The following is an 18,170-nucleotide window of genomic DNA, read 5'->3' as shown; positions in this document are numbered from 1 at the left end:
GTTATTCCGGGCTGTCGTCGCCATCGGACCTGTCCTTGTCGTGGTGGCGTCGGCGGTAGTAGTCCTGGAGCCAGCGCCTGGCGATGCGGCCGGAGCGGTCCGGCCAGTCGATCAGGTCGGCCAGGAGCTGTGCCCAGTCCACGGGGACGTCGAGCTGACGCAGATAGAGGACCGACGGTGGCAGGCAGCGGTGGATGCCGCCGGCGCTCTGGCGGGTGAGCATGTTCAGTCGGCTCTCCGCCGCGCTCTCCCTCATCTCATGGTCTCTGCCGGGTGCCTCTGCCACGGCCTCGGCGAACGCCGTGCCCAGGCTGGTCCCCCACCGTTCCGGCCGCTGCGGCTCGTCGGCGGGCTCCGGCTCAGCCTCCTCCGCACCATCAGCCGCCCCGCCTTCGGCTTCCTCGGTGGAGGGCTCGTCCTCCGCCACCGAGCGGGGCCGTGAGGCGATCATGGCGGCGACGGTGAAGTAGGCGCGCTGCGTGGTGTCGGAGGCGTTGACCGGCAGCCACCTGGCGATGTGGCGGTTCATCGCGAAGGTGCTGCGGGCATCGATGTTCTGCCGCAGTCCGGCGCGCAGAGCGACGCGCGCGCCCGGGTCCGTGGCGCAGAGCTGGTCGATCCGCGAGACGTAGTCGAGGTGCATCTGGCGTCGTTTCGCCGCCCGGTCGAGGCCCGGCGACGCGGTGGTGGTCACGTCCTGTTCCCTTCCTGCGTTCTTGCTCGTGCTGGTGCGAGGCCGGTGGGCTCCTGGGCCCCTGTCAGCCCTGATGCGGGTCCTTCTTGGGTGTCCGGCGCAGACCCGCCCGCGCCTCGAACACCGCTTTGGCACCCCGTTGGCTTCCGGTGACCCCGCGCGTCACCTCGTCGAATGCCGCCTCGGCATGGCGAAGGAACGCTCCCCCTGCCTCTTTGTGGTCGAAGCCCACGTCGACTGCCCCGGGTCTGCGGCTCAGCGAGCGGAAGACCGCCCAGAACTGCTCCTCCGCCGCGGGCCAGTACCGGGCGGCGGCGGGCTTCGTCCATGCGTCGGCGTCGCTCTTGGGGTCGCGGACGTATGTGGTCCAGGCCCGTTTCAGCGCGCGGTCCAGGCGGAAGCCGTACGACTCGCCAAGGGCACGCAACCGGGCGATGGGATTGCTGGTCCTCGGCACCCTCTCCTCCACGAACCCGAGGACAGGTGGCGTGGAGGCGTCCACGAACTGCTTGTCCTTGGCCTGCCCGTCCTGTTCGAAGCCCAGGGCGCGTACGCCGAGGTCCTCCGACAGTTCCGCCGCCCAGGAGAAGACCGTTGGCCGCCGGGCCTGTGCGGAGCTCACCGGGTCCTTGAGCAACAGCGCGTCCAGGTCGCGCCAGAGCGCACGCCCCGAATCGGCGGGACGGGCGTAGCGGTTCCCCAGTTGGCTGATCTGCCAGATCAGGAAGTCATCGTCACGGGCCATGCGCCCCGTACGGTGGGCCCAGGTGATGTAGGCGTCACGTACCAGCGTCGGTGTGCCCCGGCCGTCGGACGAGTCGTCGTCGGGCACGAGCAGGAGGGCGTGCTGAGAGCGGCCTGTCAGACGGGAGCACGGCCCTTTCGGCTCCTTGGGCGGCGACGCGGGGTCGGGCAGTTCCTCGGTCTCCCAGGGGCAATGGTCCTCACCGGGCTGATCGCTCCGCCGTGGGGGCACCAGCCCGGCCAGCAGCGTCTCGAACAACGACGCGCCGACAGGGTGATAGGAGAGAGCGGTCCGCAGCGGCCCCGCCACGACGCTGGCGGTCTTCTCGCCGTCCACCTCGCGGGTGGAACACCGCCCGGCGGGTCCCCAGTAGTGCCAGACGAGCAGGTTGAGCACCGCATCGGAAACGGTCGGAAGGTCGGGATCCGCGTCCGATCCGTGCCGGAACCACGCGTGGTTGTTGCCGGCGGGACGCGTCACGATCAGCTTGTTGACCCCGGCGGCCTTGGCCGGGTCGCACTGCTTCTCCAGCCTTGGGTCCTGCATCCACGGCCGACCACCCACCGGGTCGAACACGAGGAACCGGTGGGCATGGCGAGTGGCGTACTCCTCGATACCGCTGGCGGGCAAGCGACCCGCGTCCCAAAGATCCTGCCGCCGCTCGGTCCAGTCCTCCTCCACGGTGCCCACCTGGTCGAGCCCGGTGACACGAATGGTCAGCGCGTACAGCACACGCAACAGCGCGGCGTGCGCGGGTGGTTCGGTGACGGCCAGCCCGGCGATCTCGTGCGCCCGGCTCAACAGCTGGACGAACCCGACTTGTTCGGGCCGCTCTCCCTCCACCCCATCAGCCCACCGGACAGGAACCCACGGCTCCTCCAGCAGATCAAACCCACCCACCGACATGAACCTCCTCGCTTGCGTACCCGCTACGAGCGGGCGACGTAGTTACTGACGTGCTCATCGGCGTCGCTCCAAGCCAAGTGACGAGCTGGTGATGACACCGTCTCCGGCATCGCAGCTCCACGAGTTGCCCTGGCTGTCAGGTGTCATCGGCAGCAGGACCAGTTGACGCAGCAGAGGTTGTTTCTCCCAGCTGGGCGGACGTTCCATGAGGCCCTCTGTCGTCCGGACCCATGTGCCCGGCACGGGAGTCACGAACGTCATGAGCTGCCGCACCGAGTCGCGGGAGGGTTTGGACCGCCAGTCGTCCGGCAGGGACACCGATCCCTCCCTGTCGAGAGTGATGTGGCCGGGCGACTGCTGGTACAGGCAGAGCACCCTGCCGGTGTCCGCTCCGAGTCGTGTGGTCAGCAGTTCCTCGGTGACTCCGATGTCCCGTTGGCTCAACTTGCTCAGGTCGCCGTTCACATCAGCGGGCGCGGCCACGGCGACCGTCTCGGCCATGCTCTGCTCGACCATCGCGCGAGCGGTCCGGTCGAGGTCCATACCCTTCAGTTCGCGCCTCGCAGCCTCGTCCAGACCGTGCGTGAAGTCCTCGGCGTAGACCTCGTCGATAAGGTGCTGGACATCACCGGGGACGGCGATCTCTCCGTCTGGCAGGCCGTCGAGCAGCGTGACGGTGCGGACCAGAAGGCTCGGGTCGTATACGGCGGCCATGGAGCGGGGGATGCCTCGTGCACCGGTGCTTCCGGCGGGCGCCAGGACCACCAGACGAGGGCGTTCCTCGTCGGCGAGCCAAGCGGGCCGCCCGGCCTTCCCCCGCGCATGGCGGCAACCGCGCCCCGCGCGCTGCAACAGCTGGGCCAAGGGGGCCAGATCGCTGACCACGAGGTCGAAGTCGAGGTCGAGCGACTGCTCGACCACCTGCGTGGCCACCAGGATCGACGGAGCGCGAACCGCGGCGCCGTGCGGCTGCCCTTCCTGCGGTTTCCCGTACGCCGCCTCGCACTCCTCGCTGATCCGCTGTCGCTCGCGGGCCGGGAATCGGGAGTGAAGCAGACGGATGCCACCATCGCGCTCCGCCAGTCCGGGGAACGCCTGGCTCACGTCGCGGTAGGTCTGCTGGGCCTCGGCCACCGTGGTGCAGCAGACCAGTGCGGTGCCTCCCCCGGTCGCGACCGGGTCGAGCACCTGCCGGAGGGCGGCACGGCGCCCGCCCACGACCGGCTCGGACATCTGGTCAACGTCCCAGGCAACCGTCCGGAGGTCGATTCCGAGGGTCCTCGTGCGCAGCGTTCCGGTCCGCCGCGGCCTTGTGACCTGCCCTGTCCCGACGTCCGCGAACAGCCAGCCCGGATAGCAGGGTTCGACGGGCTGGGGGTCGCGGGATCCGGCACCACGGCGATAGGCGTCCACCAGCGAACCGGCGGACTGCCCGGTGAGCGTCGCGGAGAGGAGGACCACGGGCGACCTCAGCGCCCCGAGCCATTCCAGCAGCCGCACCAGGTGTTGATGCATCCACGGCCCGTAGGCGTGCGCCTCGTCCAGGATGAAGACTTTTTCCGAGAGCCCGAAGAGCCGCAGGGCGTTGTGGGTGACGGGCAGCATCGCCGTGAGCGCCTGGTCGATCGTCCCGGCGCCGAGGGAAGCCAGGATCGGGCGTTTGGACCCACGCAACCAGCCATCGGATTCGACGACCGTCCCCTGCGGCGCGCTGATCTGGCTCAGCTCGGGGGCGGGGTCCTGGTCACTTTCAGCGGGGTCGTCGGCGTAGACCGGGCTGAGCCACGCCATGGAGTGGAGAAGTGTCAGCGCGCGTTCGCCGGACAGCGCCACGTTGGCGTACCGGCGCACGCGGGGAAACATCCCGTCGGCGGTCGCCATGGTGGGCAGCGCGAAGTACAGGCCGCGGGCGTCAGCCGCGCGCCCCAGGATGGAGGCCGCGTACAGCGCCGCCTCCGTCTTCCCGTCGCCCGTGGGGGCGGTGATGAGCACCAGCCCAGGCCCACGTTCCGCGACCAGCGCGGGGAGTCGCTCGACGATGTCCCGCTGCAACGGATTAGGAGGGAAGGGGAAGATCGCGTCGAACTCCCGGTCGTTGAAGTGCGCACGCCCGAGGCGACTGGCGGCTACCGCCTCCTCGGCCCGGCGGGACGATCGGGCGAAGTGCGCGTCCAGTTGCTCCTGGCTGCCGATCCAGTCCGTCGGCGGGAGCAGCGTCCTGACGCTCGGGGTCTGACTCGCCAGCCAGTCCGCCACGACGACGAGCCCGCAGACGACGACGGCCAGCTCCGGCGGGAGGCCTCCGGCGGGAACGGCTTCAGCGCCGAGAACGCGGCGCACCTCGCCGAGATGGAGGCGCCGTTGCTCGGCCCATCCCTCCTCACCCAGGGCCGGCTGGACGGCGCTCCCCAGCAGCAGTTCCTTCTTGCCGAGCACGCCGCCGAAACGCCCGTGATGCCCGCCCAGCAACTGGGCGACCTGATGCGCGACGGACTGGCGCCGTTTCCCGTAATCCATGGGGTAGCCGACTTCGGCCAGCAGGTTGACCAGAGCCCAGTGGGTGGCCATCTCGTGCCGGAACTCGCGCTGCCTTTCGGCGCCCGGTGCGGAACCGTAGACCGACTCACCGCTCAACCGGGCGAAGGCGGCCGGGACCTGGGCCTGGAAGGGCGGCGTGATCTTGCCGAGATCGTGAAGGGCAGCCCAGAAAGCCGTCACGTCGCGTGCTGCCTCGACGGTCAGACCGAGCGCCGCAGCGATGCGCTCACGCGTCGTAGCGCCCAGCACGGTGTCCCACAACACACGGTAGACCGCCCCGGTGTCCAGCAGGTGGCACACCACCGGATAGGGCCGCTCCAAGCCGTGCTCCTTGCCCCACAGCCGGCAGTCCAAGGCGGTGCACATCGGTGCGGTGAGCCGTTCGTCAGTCACGGGGATATCGATAGCAACGGCCACTGACAATCGCCCCACCTGTTGAGCTTTCCAGCTATGTCCGAGCGCCTGGTGACGAGCGACTACCAGCCACACTGGGAGAGATCACCACGAGCAACCGGATTACCGGACGAAGGACCTGCCTCGCGTCGACCTGCTACGAAGCTGCGCCACCGCTCACTTCACCCGTCACCGGCAGCAGCCACTCACGCTGTTTTCAAGACAACTCCAAGCAAACAGGCCATGTGCGTCCGCTGTCTGAAAATCCCCGCCACCGCACCGACCTGCCCTACGGGCACGCGCTCAGCTTCTGACTTCGTACCGCCCCGAGTTTGCGTCCGACGCCGCCCCTTAGACTTCCCGGCATGCACCCCGGAGCCGGCACAAAGCAACCCGACCTCAACGGCAAAGAAACAGCAAAGCCCTTCTAACGCCGCAGGTCAGAAAGTGTCCTCTCCGCACGCGCGGAGGTGTTCGCGGCGCGGCGGGCACGCGGCGGTGTGGGCGCGGTCCTCTCCGCACGCGCGGAGGTGTTCCGTCCACCCCCGAGCGGCCCCCGCTCTTCACGCCGTCCTCTCCGCACGCGCGGAGGTGTTCCGAAGGCGAGCCCGCAGCTCGTCGCCGCTGTCGCGTCCTCTCCGCACGCGCGGAGGTGTTCCGTGACAGCCGACGCGACACCGATGCCGCTGGACGTCCTCTCCGCACGCGCGGAGGTGTTCCGGTCGCTTTCGGGTCCCAGGAGTAGCCGGGCGCGTCCTCTCCGCACGCGCGGAGGTGTTCCGTCCTCGGCGGGGGCGGGCGCGGGGTCTGTCACGTCCTCTCCGCACGCGCGGAGGTGTTCCGGTCCGCGAGCTGCCAGGCGACGGCGCCGGACTGTCCTCTCCGCACGCGCGGAGGTGTTCCGAACGGCTGCCCGGTCAGGTCGGTGACCGGTACGTCCTCTCCGCACGCGCGGAGGTGTTCCGCCACGGACGGACGGACGGACGGGCAGGGCGGCGTCCTCTCCGCACGCGCGGAGGTGTTCCACCGCCGGGATCACCGTCGAGACGCGCGCCCGCGTCCTCTCCGCACGCGCGGAGGTGTTCCGTCCCCAGATCTCCGTGTCCATGTCCATGATCAGTCCTCTCCGCACGCGCGGAGGTGTTCCGTGGTCGGTCGGCTCCGAGGACGTGCACTGGGCGTCCTCTCCGCACGCGCGGAGGTGTTCCGGGAGAGCAAGCGCTGTACGGCAACCCACAGGGGTCCTCTCCGCACGCGCGGAGGTGTTCCGGTCGACACCAGCGCCGTGTTCGGTGACGGCGCGTCCTCTCCGCACGCGCGGAGGTGTTCCGGAGCCCCGATGACCCTCTCCTCGTCCGAGTACGTCCTCTCCGCACGCGCGGAGGTGTTCCGATCGGGGCTCTCGCCGCGCGCCGGGAGGGTTGGTCCTCTCCGCACGCGCGGAGGTGTTCCGGAGCAGGCAATGCAGCGTACCAACGAGCTGAAGTCCTCTCCGCACGCGCGGAGGTGTTCCGGCCGCGGCCGTCGCGGTGGAGCGCACGGGGCTGTCCTCTCCGCACGCGCGGAGGTGTTCCGCTGACGCTCACCCACGAGCAGTGGGACGTCTTGTCCTCTCCGCACGCGCGGAGGTGTTCCGCTCGCGACCGTCCTCGTGCCCGTCATCACCGAGTCCTCTCCGCACGCGCGGAGGTGTTCCGAGGTAGTCGCCAACCCGGACATCGCCGGGCCACCGGGTCGCCGGGGCGGTTCCGAGCGGCCGGAGAAAGCTGGCGGGTGGATTCGTGCGCCCGTGCTCGGGCACTCATGTCCTCCACATGACGATCACGATGGCGGCGCCCAGGATCAGGACACGTGTCGCATGGCGGATCTGAGGCTTCGGCGGGCTCACGGGGTGCTCGCCAGAAAGTCACGGAGCCGATCACGAACAGATCGGATACTGACGCTGGCCATGGGCACCCACGCCGCTCCCCCCGTACCGGCCGCCGAGACCGACACAGCGCTCGAATGGGCTCGGTAGAGATACCGGAAGCCGATGCGGAGGCGCGGCCCGTACCGGTGCTGACCAGGGCGGGCCACATCGATCAGAAAGGGGCCGCTGACGCCCGGCTCCGCCCACACGTCCCGGATGCCGATCTCCTCGGCGAGCAGCCGGAGCGCTGTTCCGCTGAGGGCGTCGTCCTGCTCCTCGGGTTCTGCTTCGGTGAAGGCGAAGCCGCCACGGTAGCGACGTGCGAGAACGTATCCCCGCTCGTCCAGTACGACTGCGCCCACCGTGATGGCGGGGCAGCGTCCATCATGTGTACAGATTCGACGCTGGGCGTGGTCCCGAGCCGCGTCGTACAACGGCATCATGGCCGTCTGCTCAGCAGGGCGCTCCGCGAGGTAGTGCGACAACTCCCTGACGATCTGGCTCACCTCGACGGTCACGGGAGGTTCAGCCCTTCGCGCTGGGCGTAGATGCACAGGAGGCGGCGAGTGATCAGGGCGGTCTCGTGGAGATGGATGAAGACCCCGAAGGCCGGCGTCTCGTCGTTGGGTCGGCTCCCCCGCTCGATCAGGGAGAGGGCCATGTGGCGCAACGCCCGCGCCTCCCCGTTGCCGACCTGCCCGAGACCCGTGTCCAGGAGGCTGTTCAAATGGCGCAGGACCATGGGGAGAATTTCGTCCATGGCCGGGCGAGTCGTGGTGCCCGTCTCCATGGCCAGGACATGATCGGTCAGCGCGGAGATTCCCTCGACATCGACGGTGTGATCGAAATTCCTGCCACCGACCGCCCCAGATGCTTTGCCGATACTTGCCAACGCCACCACGTCCCCCCGGGCACGTTTTGGAACCGTGCACTCAACCGTAGAGAGGACGACGAGAAGAACTCCAGGAGTGTGCCCGAACTTGCCGTGATCAGTCGAGCGAATTGATCGCTTTGGTTATGAGGTCACGCGCGCCATGGCCGTGGACAGCGAGCTTGGCGAGGTCGGTGAAGGTCTCGACATACATGGCCACCTCGTGCTTCTGCACGACAGTCAGATACGCGGACACCAGTTCGACATTCACGGTGTGCTCATCGAAAAGGAAGAATCCTTCGACAGGCATGAAAGCCCGCTCGACGTCTCGGGGGATGATCCCGATGCTCACCGTGGGCAGAGCCATCACTGTGAGCAGATAGCCGAGCTGTCCGGCCAAAATCTCCGCTCCGCCGACGCGGTGATAGAGGGCATCCTCTTCCAGCAGGATGGCGAACTGGCGATTGCTGTAGACGGCCTTCTGCTTCTCGACGCGGACTTCGACCGCCGTATCGATATCATCCTTCAGGCGGCGACGATCACGAACTGACGTCAGAAGTGCCTTGATGTACGAAGCGGTTTGCACCGGTCCCGGGATGAGCCACGGCGAGTAGAACCGGAACCGCTGAGTGCGCTCCCAGAGCGGCAGGACGGAGCGCTGAGCCCACGTGAGACCAGCGCGCTCCATGCTGTGCCATTCGACGTACATGCCCTCGATGCCTCGGGCCGTCGACACCAGATCCTCAGCCTGGTCGTCCGCTCCGCACGCGTGGCACCAATCGCGAAGGTCGCGCTCCGAGGGCGCACGTGTGCCGCTCTCGAAGCGCGAAGCCTTCGACTCGTGCCACCCGACTCTCTCGGCCAGAGCACGCTTTGTCAGCCCGGCCGCACTCCGGATTTCACCCAGGCGGCGTCCGAGCGCCTTACGCGCTGCCTGGACGCTTGACGATGCGGCTTCCATTTTGCGGTGACAGTCCCGGGTGAAGTCTCAGCGCACTTCGAAGTCTGCATGAGGTGTGGCTTGCTTCCAAACCGCCTCGAAGGCAGACTCGCAGAGCTTGACGATCTCCGGGCCCTCGGTGAGTTCCGGTTCCGTCGGCTCGCCTTCCCCGTCAAAGTGATTGACGTACACAAGGGAGGAGTCGAACAACCAGAAGTCGTTGCCCGGGAGCGTGATTCCCGTGGCGTCTCGCCGCGAGAGCCAGCGCACATCCTCGCCCGCCGCGATGTTCAGACCCGCCGTCACGTCATACTCAAAGCGGATGTATTCGCTCACGGGAGTCGATACCACGCGGGCTCGACGGATCGCAACTCCGCGCGAAACAGACTCACCGACGATGGAGCGCCAGGCCCCCCATCGCTGCGGATCAATGGACTTTCCGGCCTTCCAGTCGATGAACGCCGAGTCCGTCTTTGAATATGCGTCCCGCGTCTCCAGATGAACAGCGCTTCTCTGGCAGTCGTGGAAGAGCTCTTTAAACGTCGGAGCCTCCGCCATCCTTCTCCATCTCCGAGTTGGCGCCCGTACCGAACCTGTCGTCCTCGCGGAAGAACTGCACCATGTAGCGCGGGATCTGCACAACCGTCTCGTGGCCGGGAATGGCCATCTGCCCGAGCCGCTCCGCGTCCTCAACCTTGTAGCCCTGCACGAGATAGCAGTCCAGCTCCTCGTCCAGGTACACGGTCGGACTGTTGCCCTCCGGGCTGTTGGGGTCCTTGCCGAGCATACGCAACGCCATGATGCCCTCCTCCTGAGACCGGTGTCGCCCTGCTTGCCGATGCTGCCCGAAGCGCTGACGCAACGTCGAGTGACATGCCCAAACTTGCCAGAAGTCCTCGGCACCCCCAGGGGCTTGAAGAACTCCAGTGACCAACTCGTCGTATCCAGGCACGCAGTCACGACCGTGGAGACAGATGGCGATGTTGCCTTACTGATCAGTTGAGAACGAGCGCGGCACCAGGCTTGGCTGTGATCGGGGGTCGGCGGAGGACGGGCCTTGCCCATCCCACCGGAGCTGGTCGCCATGCTCCGCTGGCACATCGAGGCATACGGATTCGCCCCGGACGGCCGCCTGTTCCGCACCAACCGGGGAGGGCTGCTCCAGGACACCGGATACGGCGAGGTCTGGGAAAAGGCGCGTAAGGCCGTGCTGCCTCCGCACCTCCTCGGCACCGATCTCGCCAAGGACCCCAGGAGCCTGCGGCCCGCCGGGCTCTCCGGGCAGCTCAGTGCCGGTGTCCCCCCGCAGACCGTCGCCCAGCGCGCCGGGCACAGCGTGGAGGTCCTGCTCCGCGTCTACGCCCGCTTCGTCCACGACACCGACGAGGACGCCAACCGCCGCGTCAGCGAGTGGCTCCAGCGCTGGGGATAGCCCCATCCGGAGCCCGGTTCCCCCCACAAATCCCCCACGCGTGCCCGACAACACGCGGAATCCTGCGGGGTAAAGTGGGACATAGGGGACTTTCTGGCGAGCGGGCCCCGCTGGCCGCATAAGTAAACCCCCGACCGCGTTTCCGCAGGTCAGGGGCTACTTTGAGCAACGTGGCGGCGCCAGGATTCGAACCTGGGAAGGCTGAGCCGGCAGATTTACAGTCTGCTCCCTTTGGCCGCTCGGGCACACCGCCTCGCAACGCGGTAAACGATACCCGATGGGGCGGGGTGGTCCGCCACCCGGTTGTGCGCCGCTGTGGGCGGGCGCGGGGTCGTTAGGCTGTCCGGCGACCCGTGACCGGCGAGTTTCGTGAGGAGCCACATCACCATGGCCGACTCCAGTTTCGACATCGTCTCGAAGGTTGACCGGCAGGAGGTCGACAACGCGCTCAACCAGGCCGCGAAGGAGGTCTCGCAGCGGTACGACTTCCGCGGCGTGGACGCGTCCATCGCCTGGTCGGGCGAGCGCATCGAGATCCGCGCCAACGCGGAGGAGCGCGCCAACGCCGTGCTGGACATCTTCCAGACCAAGCTGGTGAAGCGCGGCATCTCCCTGAAGGCGCTGGACGCGGGCGAGCCGCAGGCGTCGGGCAAGGAGTACCGGCTGTACTGCACCGTCAAGGAGGGCATCTCCACGGACGACGCGAAGAAGGTCGCCAAGCTGATCCGCGACGAGGGTCCCAAGGGCGTGAAGGCCCAGGTGCAGGGCGACGAGCTGCGCGTCAGTTCCAAGAGCAGGGACGACCTCCAGGAGGTCCAGCGGCTGGTGCGCGAGAGGGACTTCGACTTCGCGGTGCAGTTCGTCAACTACCGCTGAGCGGTGCGGAGGGTCACGCGGGACGGGCCGTCGAAGGGGGCGAGGGACAGGACGGTCGCGGGGGTGCGCAGGCCGTCCTCCGCGCGGAAGAGGGTCCGTACCGCGTCGAACGGGACGGTGTCGGAGGAGAGCGGGGCGGCGCGGTCGCAGAGGGCGCGGAGGGTGTCCGTCATTTCCGCCTCGCTGTCCGCGCCCTCGCCCCAGATGTCCCATAGCAGGGTCTCGGTCCTGTTGAGCGCGGCGATGTCGAGGCGGACGTTGCCCGCCACGAACCAGCTGCCGGTCAGCGCGCCGTCCGGGAGGCGCAGGCCGAAGCAGGCGGGGTCCGCCTCGCCGGTGCGCAGGGCCTGCCAGGCGCGGCCGGCGACGAGGAAGCGGTCGCGCGGGATGTCGAGGGGGTCGAAGGCGATGCCGAAGCGGTCCGTGACGAGGGGGTCGGCCAGTTCGGCGTCGGCGAGGAGCCAGCCGCGTCCTGGCGCCCAGTATTCGGTGACCATGTGGTCGTCGTGGAAGCCGTCGGTGCTGAAGTAGCGGGCGAAGCCTGAGCGGACGCGGGCGGGGGTGCCCGTGTGGCGCAGCATCGAGCAGTGCAGCAGGGCGATGTCGCGGCAGATGCCGACGAAGCGGTCGGCGGGGGCACGGGGCTCGGTCAGTGGGGCGGGGTCGCGGGAGACGATGAGGCGGAGGGTGTCGTCGGTGTAGCGCGTCTCGGCGTCGTGGGCCAGGCGGTCGGCGGGGATGTCGTAGCCGTAGAGCGGGCCTTCCATGCGGTGGATCACTAGGTCGCGGGCGACGCGGGCGAGCCGGGCGGGGTCGGCGGGGAGGGCGTCGTACAGGCGGGCCAGGTCGCCGGGGTCGGAGAACGGGCTCTGGGCGGTGTAGTAGGCCGCTTCTGCGGGGTCGAGACGGGGCTCGGGCACGGGTGGACTCCCCTTGGTGGTGCGGCGGTTGGGCCGCGGAGCGCTGAGTGAATCGATCGTACGTTCTATTGCGTGGCGGTGGCGGCCGGGATCAGGCGGTGGTCGCGTTGGTAGACCAGGTTGTGCAGGTCGGCCGATGCGATGGCGCGGAGGGTGGGGATTTCGGCCTCGGCCTGGTGTGGCGCGAAGACGTTGAGCGGCCACTGGCCGACCATGCCGCCCTGGAGGTGGGGGCGATGGAACGTGCGGCCGTAGAACGTGTGCAGCCGGAGCGAGGCGACGCGGGCCGCGCGTTGCTCCGGCCAGGAGAGGTCCCATGTCGCGTCGGGGGTGCGGGGCGGGGTCGTGGCCGTGGGTGCCGTCGCGCAGGTCGGTGAAGTGGCGCAGTAGCGCTTCGGTGTAGGGGAGTGGGGTGGGCGCGGTCATCGGGTGCTCCTCAGCAGTTCGGTGTGGGCTGCGGCGAGGTGTGCGGCGGTGAGGCGGCGGGCGTAGGCGGTCACGTCGTCCGCCACCGGGTCGAGCGCCCCCACCGCCAGGACGGTGGGGGCCAGGCCGGTGAGGTCAGCGGCGCGGAGTGGGGTGTCGCCGCCGTAGGCGCGCCAGGCCGCGGACAGAGTGGCCGGCTGGGGGAAGGCGGCCGGGTCGCGGTGGTAGGAGGGCGCGGTGCAGGCGGGGTCGAGGGGCGGGTAGGCGAGGATCTGGGCGGCCGGTTGCTCGTCGCCGCGGTCCCGGAGGGCCAGGGCGGCGGTGGCGGCGAGGGTGGCGCCCGCGCTGTCGCCGCCGAGGGAGACGGGGGCGCCGTCCGCCTGGGCGCGGGTCCAGTCGTAGGCGGCCAGTACGTCGTGCAGCGGGGCGGGGTACGGGTGGGCGGGGGCGAGCCGGTAGTCGACGCCGACGAGGGCGGTGCCGGCCTCGGCGGCGTAGTCGGCCAGGGCGGGGAACCACGCCGCGGTGGAGCCGGTGTGCCAGCTGCCGCCGTGGGCCCACACGAGCCAGCCGCCGGGCCGGTGGGCGTCCGGGGGGACGACCACCGGGTACCAGGGGGTGCTGTTCATCGGCGGGCGGGGAGGAAGCGGAAGGCGAGGAGGGCGCCGGCGAGGACCAGCGCCGCGTTGATGCCGATGGCCAGGGTGACGCCGGGGAGCACGTCGTCCGGGGCCATGCGGGCGGTGGCGATGGCGCTCATCACCGGGATGCCCATCGTGATGCCGACCTGCTGGGTCATGGTGGCGAGCCCGGTGGCGAGGCCCTGCTCGGCGTCGGGGAGGCCGGAGGTGGCCGTGACCATGAAGCCGGTGATCATCAGCATGTTGCCGACGCCGCCGACGAACGTGGCGGCCAGCACGAGCCAGATCCAGGAGCCGGACGTGCCCAGGGTGACGAGCAGCGCGGTGGCGACGGCCTGGACGACGCCGCCGGTGAGGATCGCGGCGCGGCTGCCGATGCGGGAGACCGTGCGGCCGCCGAGCGTGCCGCCGACGACGGTGCCGAGGCCGAGGACGCCGAACGCGAGGCCGGTCGCGAGCGGCGTGTAGTCCAGGACCTCCTGGAGGTAGAGGGTCAGGAGGAAGACGAGCGACGTCTCGGTGAGGAAGGCGGTCAGGCCCGCCGCGTTGCCCCAGACGACGGTGCGGCGGCGCAGGATCGTGACGGGGACGAGCGGCGCGTCCGCGTTCTTCTCGATGATCCAGAAGGCGATGAGCGCGGCGGCGCCCGCGACGAGGGTGCCGAGGGTGACGGGGTCGGTCCAGCCGGAGCTGTGGCCGTTGTTCATGCCGAAGACGAGCAGCAGCAGACCGCCGGTGACGCTCGCCGCGCCCGGTATGTCGAGCCGGGGGCGCCGGGCGGGGCGCGCGTCGCGGATCAGGGACGGCGCGAGGACGAGGACGAGCGCGGCGACGGGCACGTTGATGAAGAACGCCCAGCGCCAGGAGAGCAGGTCGGTCAGCAGGCCGCCGAGGATGGCGCCCGCGGTGAAGCCGGCGGACATCAGCGCGCCGTTGAGGCCGAGGGCGCGGTCGCGCAGGGCGCCTTCGGGGAACGCGGTGGTGAGGAGGGCGAGCCCGGCCGGGGTGACGGCGGCGGTGGCGAGGCCCTGGAGGACGCGGGCGGTGAGCAGTATCTCGGGCGAGGTGGCGAGGCCGCCGAGGAGGGACGAGGCGCCCAGGACGGCCATGCCGACGAGGAAGACGCGCTTGCGGCCGAGGAGGTCGCCGACGCGGCCGAGGAGGAGGGTGAAGCCGGCGGCGGCGAGGGCGAAGGCGGTGGCGATCCACTGGAGGCCGCCGAGGGAGAAGCCGAGGCCCTCGCCGACGACGGGGAGCGCCACGTTGAGGATGGAGAAGTCCACGGCGATCATGAACTGGGCGCCGAGGAGCAGGGTCAGGACGAGCTTCTGGCGGCCGGTCATGCGGGGTGGCGTGTCGGGGGGTATGTCGCGGGCGGGGGCGGTGGACCGGGTGGCGGTGGGCATGGGCGTACCTCTCAGACCGCCTAACGGGTCTCTGTTTCCGTTAGCGCGAGATGAGCATAGCCCGATGGGGATGACTAATGGAACCTGGTTCCCGTTAATGCTGGGGATGGGTGTAGCCGGAGGCGGGGTGGACACCGAGAGTAATATCCGCAACCAACGCCGAACCGCCGCGCCGCCGGCCGGGACGAGGAGCCCTCCGTGTCGATGATCCGCAGCTTCCGCAGGGCCGTACGGCTCAGCCGGGAACGGCCGACGCTGCCCACCAAGGTGGACCTCAGCCACCCCGCGCGCTCGCCGCTCGGCAACGCCGTCGTCAACTGCGCCGTCTACCTCCAGGGCCACCGCAGCCCGGGGCGGCTGACGACGGACGAGGCGATCGAGCTGGTGCGCAAGCGGCGCGGCGGCTTCGTCTGGATCGGGCTGCACGAGCCGACCGCGGCCGAGTTCGAGGACATCGCCGAGCTGTTCGGACTGCACCCGCTGGCCGTCGAGGACGCCGTCAACGCGCACCAGCGGCCCAAGCTGGAGCAGTACGACGACACCCTGTTCACGGTGCTCAAGACGGTGCGGTACGTGGACCACGAGCGGCTGACGGCGAACAGCGAGGTCGTGGAGACGGGCGAGATCATGGTCTTCACGGGCAAGGACTTCGTCGTCACGGTCCGGCACGGCGGGCACGGCTCGCTGGGGCCGCTGCGGGAGAGGCTGGAGAGCGAGCCCGAGCAGCTCGCCAAGGGGCCCTCGGCCGTGCTGCACGCCATCGCCGACCAGGTGGTGGACCAGTACCTGGACGTCGCGGCGGCGGTGCGGGACGACATCGACGACATCGAGACGGCCGTCTTCGCCGACACCAGGGGGCGCGGCGCCGCGTACCCCGGACAGATCTACCAGCTCAAGCGCGAGCTGCTCGAACTGCGGCGGGCGGTGGCGCCGCTCGACCGGCCGCTGGAGCAGCTCTCCGAGGGCGGGCTGCCCATGATCGACCCGGACATCCGCAGCTACTTCCGGGACGTCGCCGACCACCTGTCGCGCGTCTCCGGGGAGATCAACGGCTATGACTCGCTGATCGACTCGATCCTCCAGGCGAACCTGTCGCAGGTCACGGTCGCGCAGAACGAGGACATGCGGAAGATCACCGCCTGGGCGGCGATCCTGGCCGTGCCGACGATGGTCTGCGGGGTCTACGGCATGAACTTCGACCACATGCCGGAGCTGCACTGGCGCTTCGGCTATCCCCTGGTGATCGGCGTGATGCTGGTGGCCTGCTTCCTGATCCACCGGGGGTTCCGGCGCAACGGCTGGCTCTGAGGCGCGGGCCGGGGCGGGAAGACCGGAAACCGACAGGACGTGAAGGGCTTTGAACGGGGCGGAGATGAGCTGACCGGAGTGGTCCCGGATCTGTCCGTGGTCGGTGCACGGGTTAGACCAAAGTCGTGACGTTCCTAGACGAACGCCAGGTCCGCGGGGCGAAGGGCATTGCCTAGGCTGGGCCCGTGGACAACGCGATCCTGAACGCGATCGAGGAGTTCGTCTCCACCCCCTGGGTGTACCTGGCGCTCTTCGTCGTCGCGAAGCTCGACGGCTTCTTCCCCGTGGTGCCGAGTGAGACCCTGGTGGTCACCCTCGGGGTCTTCGCGGCGACGGACGGCACCCCCGACGTGGGCCTGATCATCCTGGTGGCGGCGCTCGGCGCGTTCACAGGCGACCACATCTCGTACTTCATAGGCAGGAAGTCGGGAGCGCGGATCTACTCCCGGCTCAAACCCGGCAGCCGCACCCAGCGGGCCTACGACCAGGTCGGCAACCTCCTGGAACGGCGCGGCGGCCTGATGCTGATCGTCGCCCGGTACATCCCCGGCGGGCGCACGGCGGCCACGCTGACCACCGGCGCCACCGGCTACCCGCTGCGCCTCTTCTCCCGGTACGACGCGATCGCCGCCGTCAGCTGGGCCGTGTACTCGGCGGGCATCGGCTACCTGGGGGGCCACGCGTTCGAGGACAACCCGCTGCGCGGTGTGGCCCTCGGCCTCGGGCTGGCGCTGGCGATCACCGTGCTGCACGAGGGCGTCCGGCTCCTGCGCAACCGCATATCCGCCGGCCGCGCCTCCGAGGACTGAGCTCAGCTCCAGCGGTAGTGGGGCAACCCGTTGGAGGTCGGCACCACTTCGCGGCCCAGCGGCATCAGCGAGACCGGGATCAGCTTGAAGTGGGCGATGCCGAACGGGATGCCGATGATCGTCAGACAGAAGGCGATCCCGGCGGTGATGTGGCCCAGCGTGATCCAGATGCCGGCCACGATCAGCCAGATCACGTTCCCCACCAGGGACGCGGCGCCCGAGTCGTGCCGCTCGGTGACGCGGTACCCGAAGGGCCACAGCGCGTAGCCCGCGATGCGGAAGCACGCGATGCCGAACGGGATCGTGATGATGAAGATGAAACAGAGGATTCCGGCGATCGCGTAGCCGAGCGCGAGCCAGAAGCCCGAGAAGACAAGCCAGATGATGTTCAGAAGAGTGCGCACGACACCAGCATGGCGTCAGGGGCGGCCACCCGCCATGCGTTCGAGCCTTTCGATGCGCTCGGCCATCGGCGGATGCGTGGCGAACATCCGGGCCAGGCCCTCGCCGCGGCGGAACGGGTTGGCGATCATCAGGTGGCTCGCGGTCTCCAGCTGCGGTTCGGGGCGCAGCGGCCGCGCCTGCGTGCCCGCCTCCAGCTTGCGCAGCGCGCCGGCGAGCGCCAGCGGGTCGCCGGTCAGGCGGGCGCCGGACGCGTCGGCCTCGTACTCCCGCGACCTGCTGACGGCGAGCTGGATCAGCGAGGCGGCGATCGGGCCGAGGAGCATGACCAGCAGCATCCCGACGATCCCCGGGCCGCCCTCGTCGTCGTCGCGCCCGATGGGGATGAACCACGCGAAGTTCACCAGGAACATGATCACGGACGCCATGGCGCCCGCGACCGACGAGATGAGGATGTCCCGGTTGTAGACGTGGCTCAGCTCGTGGCCGATGACGCCGCGCAGCTCCCGCTCGTCGAGCAGCCGCAGGATGCCCTCGGTGCAGCAGACGGCGGCGTTGCGCGGGTTGCGCCCGGTGGCGAACGCGTTGGGCGCCTCGGTGGGCGAGATGTACAGCCGCGGCATCGGCTGCCGCGCCTCCCCGGCCAGTTCGCGGACCATGCGGTAGAGCCCCGGCGCCTCGAATTCGCCCACCGGCCGGGCGCGCATGGCGCGCAGGGCGAGCTTGTCGCTGTTCCAGTAGGCGTAGCCGTTGGTCGCGAGGGCGATCAGCAGGGCGATGACGAGGCCGCCCCTGCCGAAGAAGCTGCCGATGATCAGGATGAGGGCGGACATCCCGCCGAGCAGGGCGGCGGTCCGCAATCCGTTGTGCCGGCGGTGCACGGGAGCCCTCCTGGTTCCGCAGCGTGGGGGTGGCCGGTTGTACCGGAAATCGGGTTTCTCCACTGACAGTGGA

Annotated in this window: 18 protein-coding genes, 1 tRNA gene and 1 CRISPR repeat array; of the genes, 4 read left to right on the top strand and 15 right to left on the bottom strand. The window is 69.5% G+C overall.

Annotated elements, in window-relative coordinates; genetic code table 11:
* Position 1 precedes the first annotated feature (1 nt).
* The 8 genes from casB to ACL02R_RS09630 form a co-directional block, all read right to left on the bottom strand.
* Positions 2 to 694: a type I-E CRISPR-associated protein Cse2/CasB gene (gene casB / locus ACL02R_RS09665; RefSeq protein WP_412796461.1), complete on the bottom strand. Its 693-nt coding sequence runs from the start codon at positions 692 to 694 to the stop codon at positions 2 to 4.
* 64 nt (positions 695 to 758) lie between these two features.
* Positions 759 to 2,345, bottom strand: a complete 1,587-nt coding sequence (gene casA / locus ACL02R_RS09660; RefSeq protein ID WP_412796460.1) for a type I-E CRISPR-associated protein Cse1/CasA — start codon at positions 2,343 to 2,345, stop codon at positions 759 to 761.
* A 54-nt stretch (positions 2,346 to 2,399) separates the two neighbouring features.
* Complete coding sequence (locus ACL02R_RS09655) at positions 2,400 to 5,276, bottom strand: CRISPR-associated endonuclease Cas3'' (protein ID WP_412796459.1); 2,877 nt, start codon at positions 5,274 to 5,276, stop codon at positions 2,400 to 2,402.
* Between the two features lie 449 nt (positions 5,277 to 5,725).
* Positions 5,726 to 6,973: direct repeats of the CRISPR family, unit length 29 nt; unit sequence GTCCTCTCCGCACGCGCGGAGGTGTTCCG.
* A 187-nt stretch (positions 6,974 to 7,160) separates the two neighbouring features.
* On the bottom strand, positions 7,161 to 7,703 hold the full coding sequence (locus tag ACL02R_RS09650) for an NUDIX hydrolase (protein WP_412796458.1): 543 nt from the start codon (positions 7,701 to 7,703) through the stop codon (positions 7,161 to 7,163).
* The gene (locus tag ACL02R_RS09645) at positions 7,700 to 8,086 is read right to left on the bottom strand and encodes a hypothetical protein (RefSeq protein WP_412796457.1); all 387 of its coding nucleotides are present in this window, start codon (positions 8,084 to 8,086) and stop codon (positions 7,700 to 7,702) included. Before ACL02R_RS09645 ends, ACL02R_RS09650 begins: the two co-directional genes overlap by 4 nt.
* 88 nt (positions 8,087 to 8,174) lie before the next feature.
* Positions 8,175 to 9,017 carry a helix-turn-helix domain-containing protein gene (locus tag ACL02R_RS09640; RefSeq protein WP_412796456.1) on the bottom strand — a complete coding sequence of 281 codons (843 nt, stop codon included), beginning with the start codon at positions 9,015 to 9,017 and terminating at the stop codon, positions 8,175 to 8,177.
* Between the two features lie 27 nt (positions 9,018 to 9,044).
* Entirely contained in the window at positions 9,045 to 9,554 is a 510-nt protein-coding gene (locus ACL02R_RS09635) for a DUF6879 family protein (RefSeq protein ID WP_412796455.1), read from the bottom strand.
* A complete protein-coding gene (locus tag ACL02R_RS09630) occupies positions 9,532 to 9,795 on the bottom strand; it encodes a hypothetical protein (protein ID WP_412796454.1) in 264 nt (87 codons plus the stop codon). Before ACL02R_RS09630 ends, ACL02R_RS09635 begins: the two co-directional genes overlap by 23 nt.
* A gap of 258 nt (positions 9,796 to 10,053) precedes the next feature.
* Between ACL02R_RS09630 and ACL02R_RS09625 the strand changes: the two genes are divergently transcribed.
* Positions 10,054 to 10,428 (top strand): hypothetical protein, encoded by a 375-nt coding sequence (locus ACL02R_RS09625; protein ID WP_412796453.1) that lies wholly within the window; start codon positions 10,054 to 10,056, stop codon positions 10,426 to 10,428.
* Between the two features lie 171 nt (positions 10,429 to 10,599).
* Here ACL02R_RS09625 and ACL02R_RS09620 read toward each other — a convergent pair.
* Positions 10,600 to 10,681: transfer RNA gene (locus ACL02R_RS09620), tRNA-Tyr, on the bottom strand.
* Between the two features lie 134 nt (positions 10,682 to 10,815).
* On the opposite strand from ACL02R_RS09620, the gene ACL02R_RS09615 reads away from it, so the two are divergent.
* On the top strand, positions 10,816 to 11,304 hold the full coding sequence (locus tag ACL02R_RS09615; RefSeq protein ID WP_362962169.1) for a YajQ family cyclic di-GMP-binding protein: 489 nt from the start codon (positions 10,816 to 10,818) through the stop codon (positions 11,302 to 11,304).
* Here the strand turns inward: ACL02R_RS09615 and ACL02R_RS09610 are convergent.
* The 4 genes from ACL02R_RS09610 to ACL02R_RS09595 all read right to left on the bottom strand — a co-directional run bounded on the left by ACL02R_RS09610 (position 11,295) and on the right by ACL02R_RS09595 (position 14,697).
* Positions 11,295 to 12,224 (bottom strand): transglutaminase-like domain-containing protein, encoded by a 930-nt coding sequence (locus ACL02R_RS09610; RefSeq protein ID WP_412796452.1) that lies wholly within the window; start codon positions 12,222 to 12,224, stop codon positions 11,295 to 11,297. The two genes, ACL02R_RS09615 and ACL02R_RS09610, sit on opposite strands and share 10 nt — an antisense overlap.
* A gap of 65 nt (positions 12,225 to 12,289) precedes the next feature.
* Positions 12,290 to 12,439, bottom strand: coding sequence for a hypothetical protein (locus ACL02R_RS09605; RefSeq protein WP_412796451.1), 150 nt, complete (start codon positions 12,437 to 12,439; stop codon positions 12,290 to 12,292).
* Between the two features lie 207 nt (positions 12,440 to 12,646).
* Positions 12,647 to 13,279 carry an alpha/beta hydrolase fold domain-containing protein gene (locus ACL02R_RS09600; RefSeq protein WP_412796450.1) on the bottom strand — a complete coding sequence of 211 codons (633 nt, stop codon included), beginning with the start codon at positions 13,277 to 13,279 and terminating at the stop codon, positions 12,647 to 12,649.
* Positions 13,276 to 14,697: an MFS transporter gene (locus ACL02R_RS09595; protein WP_412796449.1), complete on the bottom strand. Its 1,422-nt coding sequence runs from the start codon at positions 14,695 to 14,697 to the stop codon at positions 13,276 to 13,278. Before ACL02R_RS09595 ends, ACL02R_RS09600 begins: the two co-directional genes overlap by 4 nt.
* Positions 14,698 to 14,901: 204 nt before the next feature.
* Here ACL02R_RS09595 and corA point away from each other — a divergent pair, with 204 nt between their 5' ends.
* Both corA and ACL02R_RS09585 read left to right on the top strand, forming a co-directional pair.
* Positions 14,902 to 16,005, top strand: coding sequence for a magnesium/cobalt transporter CorA (gene corA / locus ACL02R_RS09590; RefSeq protein ID WP_412796613.1), 1,104 nt, complete (start codon positions 14,902 to 14,904; stop codon positions 16,003 to 16,005).
* 185 nt (positions 16,006 to 16,190) lie between these two features.
* Positions 16,191 to 16,814, top strand: a complete 624-nt coding sequence (locus ACL02R_RS09585; protein WP_412796448.1) for a DedA family protein — start codon at positions 16,191 to 16,193, stop codon at positions 16,812 to 16,814.
* Positions 16,815 to 16,816: 2 nt separating this feature from the next.
* Here the strand turns inward: ACL02R_RS09585 and ACL02R_RS09580 are convergent, their stop codons facing one another.
* Complete coding sequence (locus ACL02R_RS09580) at positions 16,817 to 17,218, bottom strand: YccF domain-containing protein (RefSeq protein ID WP_412796447.1); 402 nt, start codon at positions 17,216 to 17,218, stop codon at positions 16,817 to 16,819.
* 15 nt (positions 17,219 to 17,233) lie between these two features.
* Positions 17,234 to 18,097, bottom strand: coding sequence for a zinc metalloprotease HtpX (gene htpX / locus ACL02R_RS09575; protein ID WP_412796446.1), 864 nt, complete (start codon positions 18,095 to 18,097; stop codon positions 17,234 to 17,236).
* Positions 18,098 to 18,170: the final 73 nt, after the last annotated feature.

Source organism: Streptomyces sp. MS19 (assembly GCF_047200595.1).
Classification (GTDB): Bacteria; Actinomycetota; Actinomycetes; order Streptomycetales; family Streptomycetaceae; genus Streptomyces.
Note: the sequence above shows the minus strand (reverse complement) of the source record. Positions and strands in the feature narration are given on the sequence as shown.

Bases quoted from the DNA above. Each gene is read 5' to 3' on its own strand.
- casA (WP_412796460.1), bottom strand. From the start codon at position 2,345: ATGTCGGTGGGTGGGTTTGATCTGCTGGAGGAGCCGTGGGTTCCTGTC.
- ACL02R_RS09640 (WP_412796456.1), bottom strand. From the start codon at position 9,017: ATGGAAGCCGCATCGTCAAGCGTCCAGGCAGCGCGTAAGGCGCTCGGA.
- ACL02R_RS09595 (WP_412796449.1), bottom strand. From the start codon at position 14,697: ATGCCCACCGCCACCCGGTCCACCGCCCCCGCCCGCGACATACCCCCC.
- ACL02R_RS09615 (WP_362962169.1), top strand. From the start codon at position 10,816: ATGGCCGACTCCAGTTTCGACATCGTCTCGAAGGTTGACCGGCAGGAG.
- ACL02R_RS09605 (WP_412796451.1), bottom strand. From the start codon at position 12,439: ATGGTCGGCCAGTGGCCGCTCAACGTCTTCGCGCCACACCAGGCCGAG.
- ACL02R_RS09635 (WP_412796455.1), bottom strand. From the start codon at position 9,554: ATGGCGGAGGCTCCGACGTTTAAAGAGCTCTTCCACGACTGCCAGAGA.
- ACL02R_RS09630 (WP_412796454.1), bottom strand. From the start codon at position 9,795: ATGGCGTTGCGTATGCTCGGCAAGGACCCCAACAGCCCGGAGGGCAAC.
- ACL02R_RS09600 (WP_412796450.1), bottom strand. From the start codon at position 13,279: ATGAACAGCACCCCCTGGTACCCGGTGGTCGTCCCCCCGGACGCCCAC.
- corA (WP_412796613.1), top strand. From the start codon at position 14,902: ATGATCCGCAGCTTCCGCAGGGCCGTACGGCTCAGCCGGGAACGGCCG.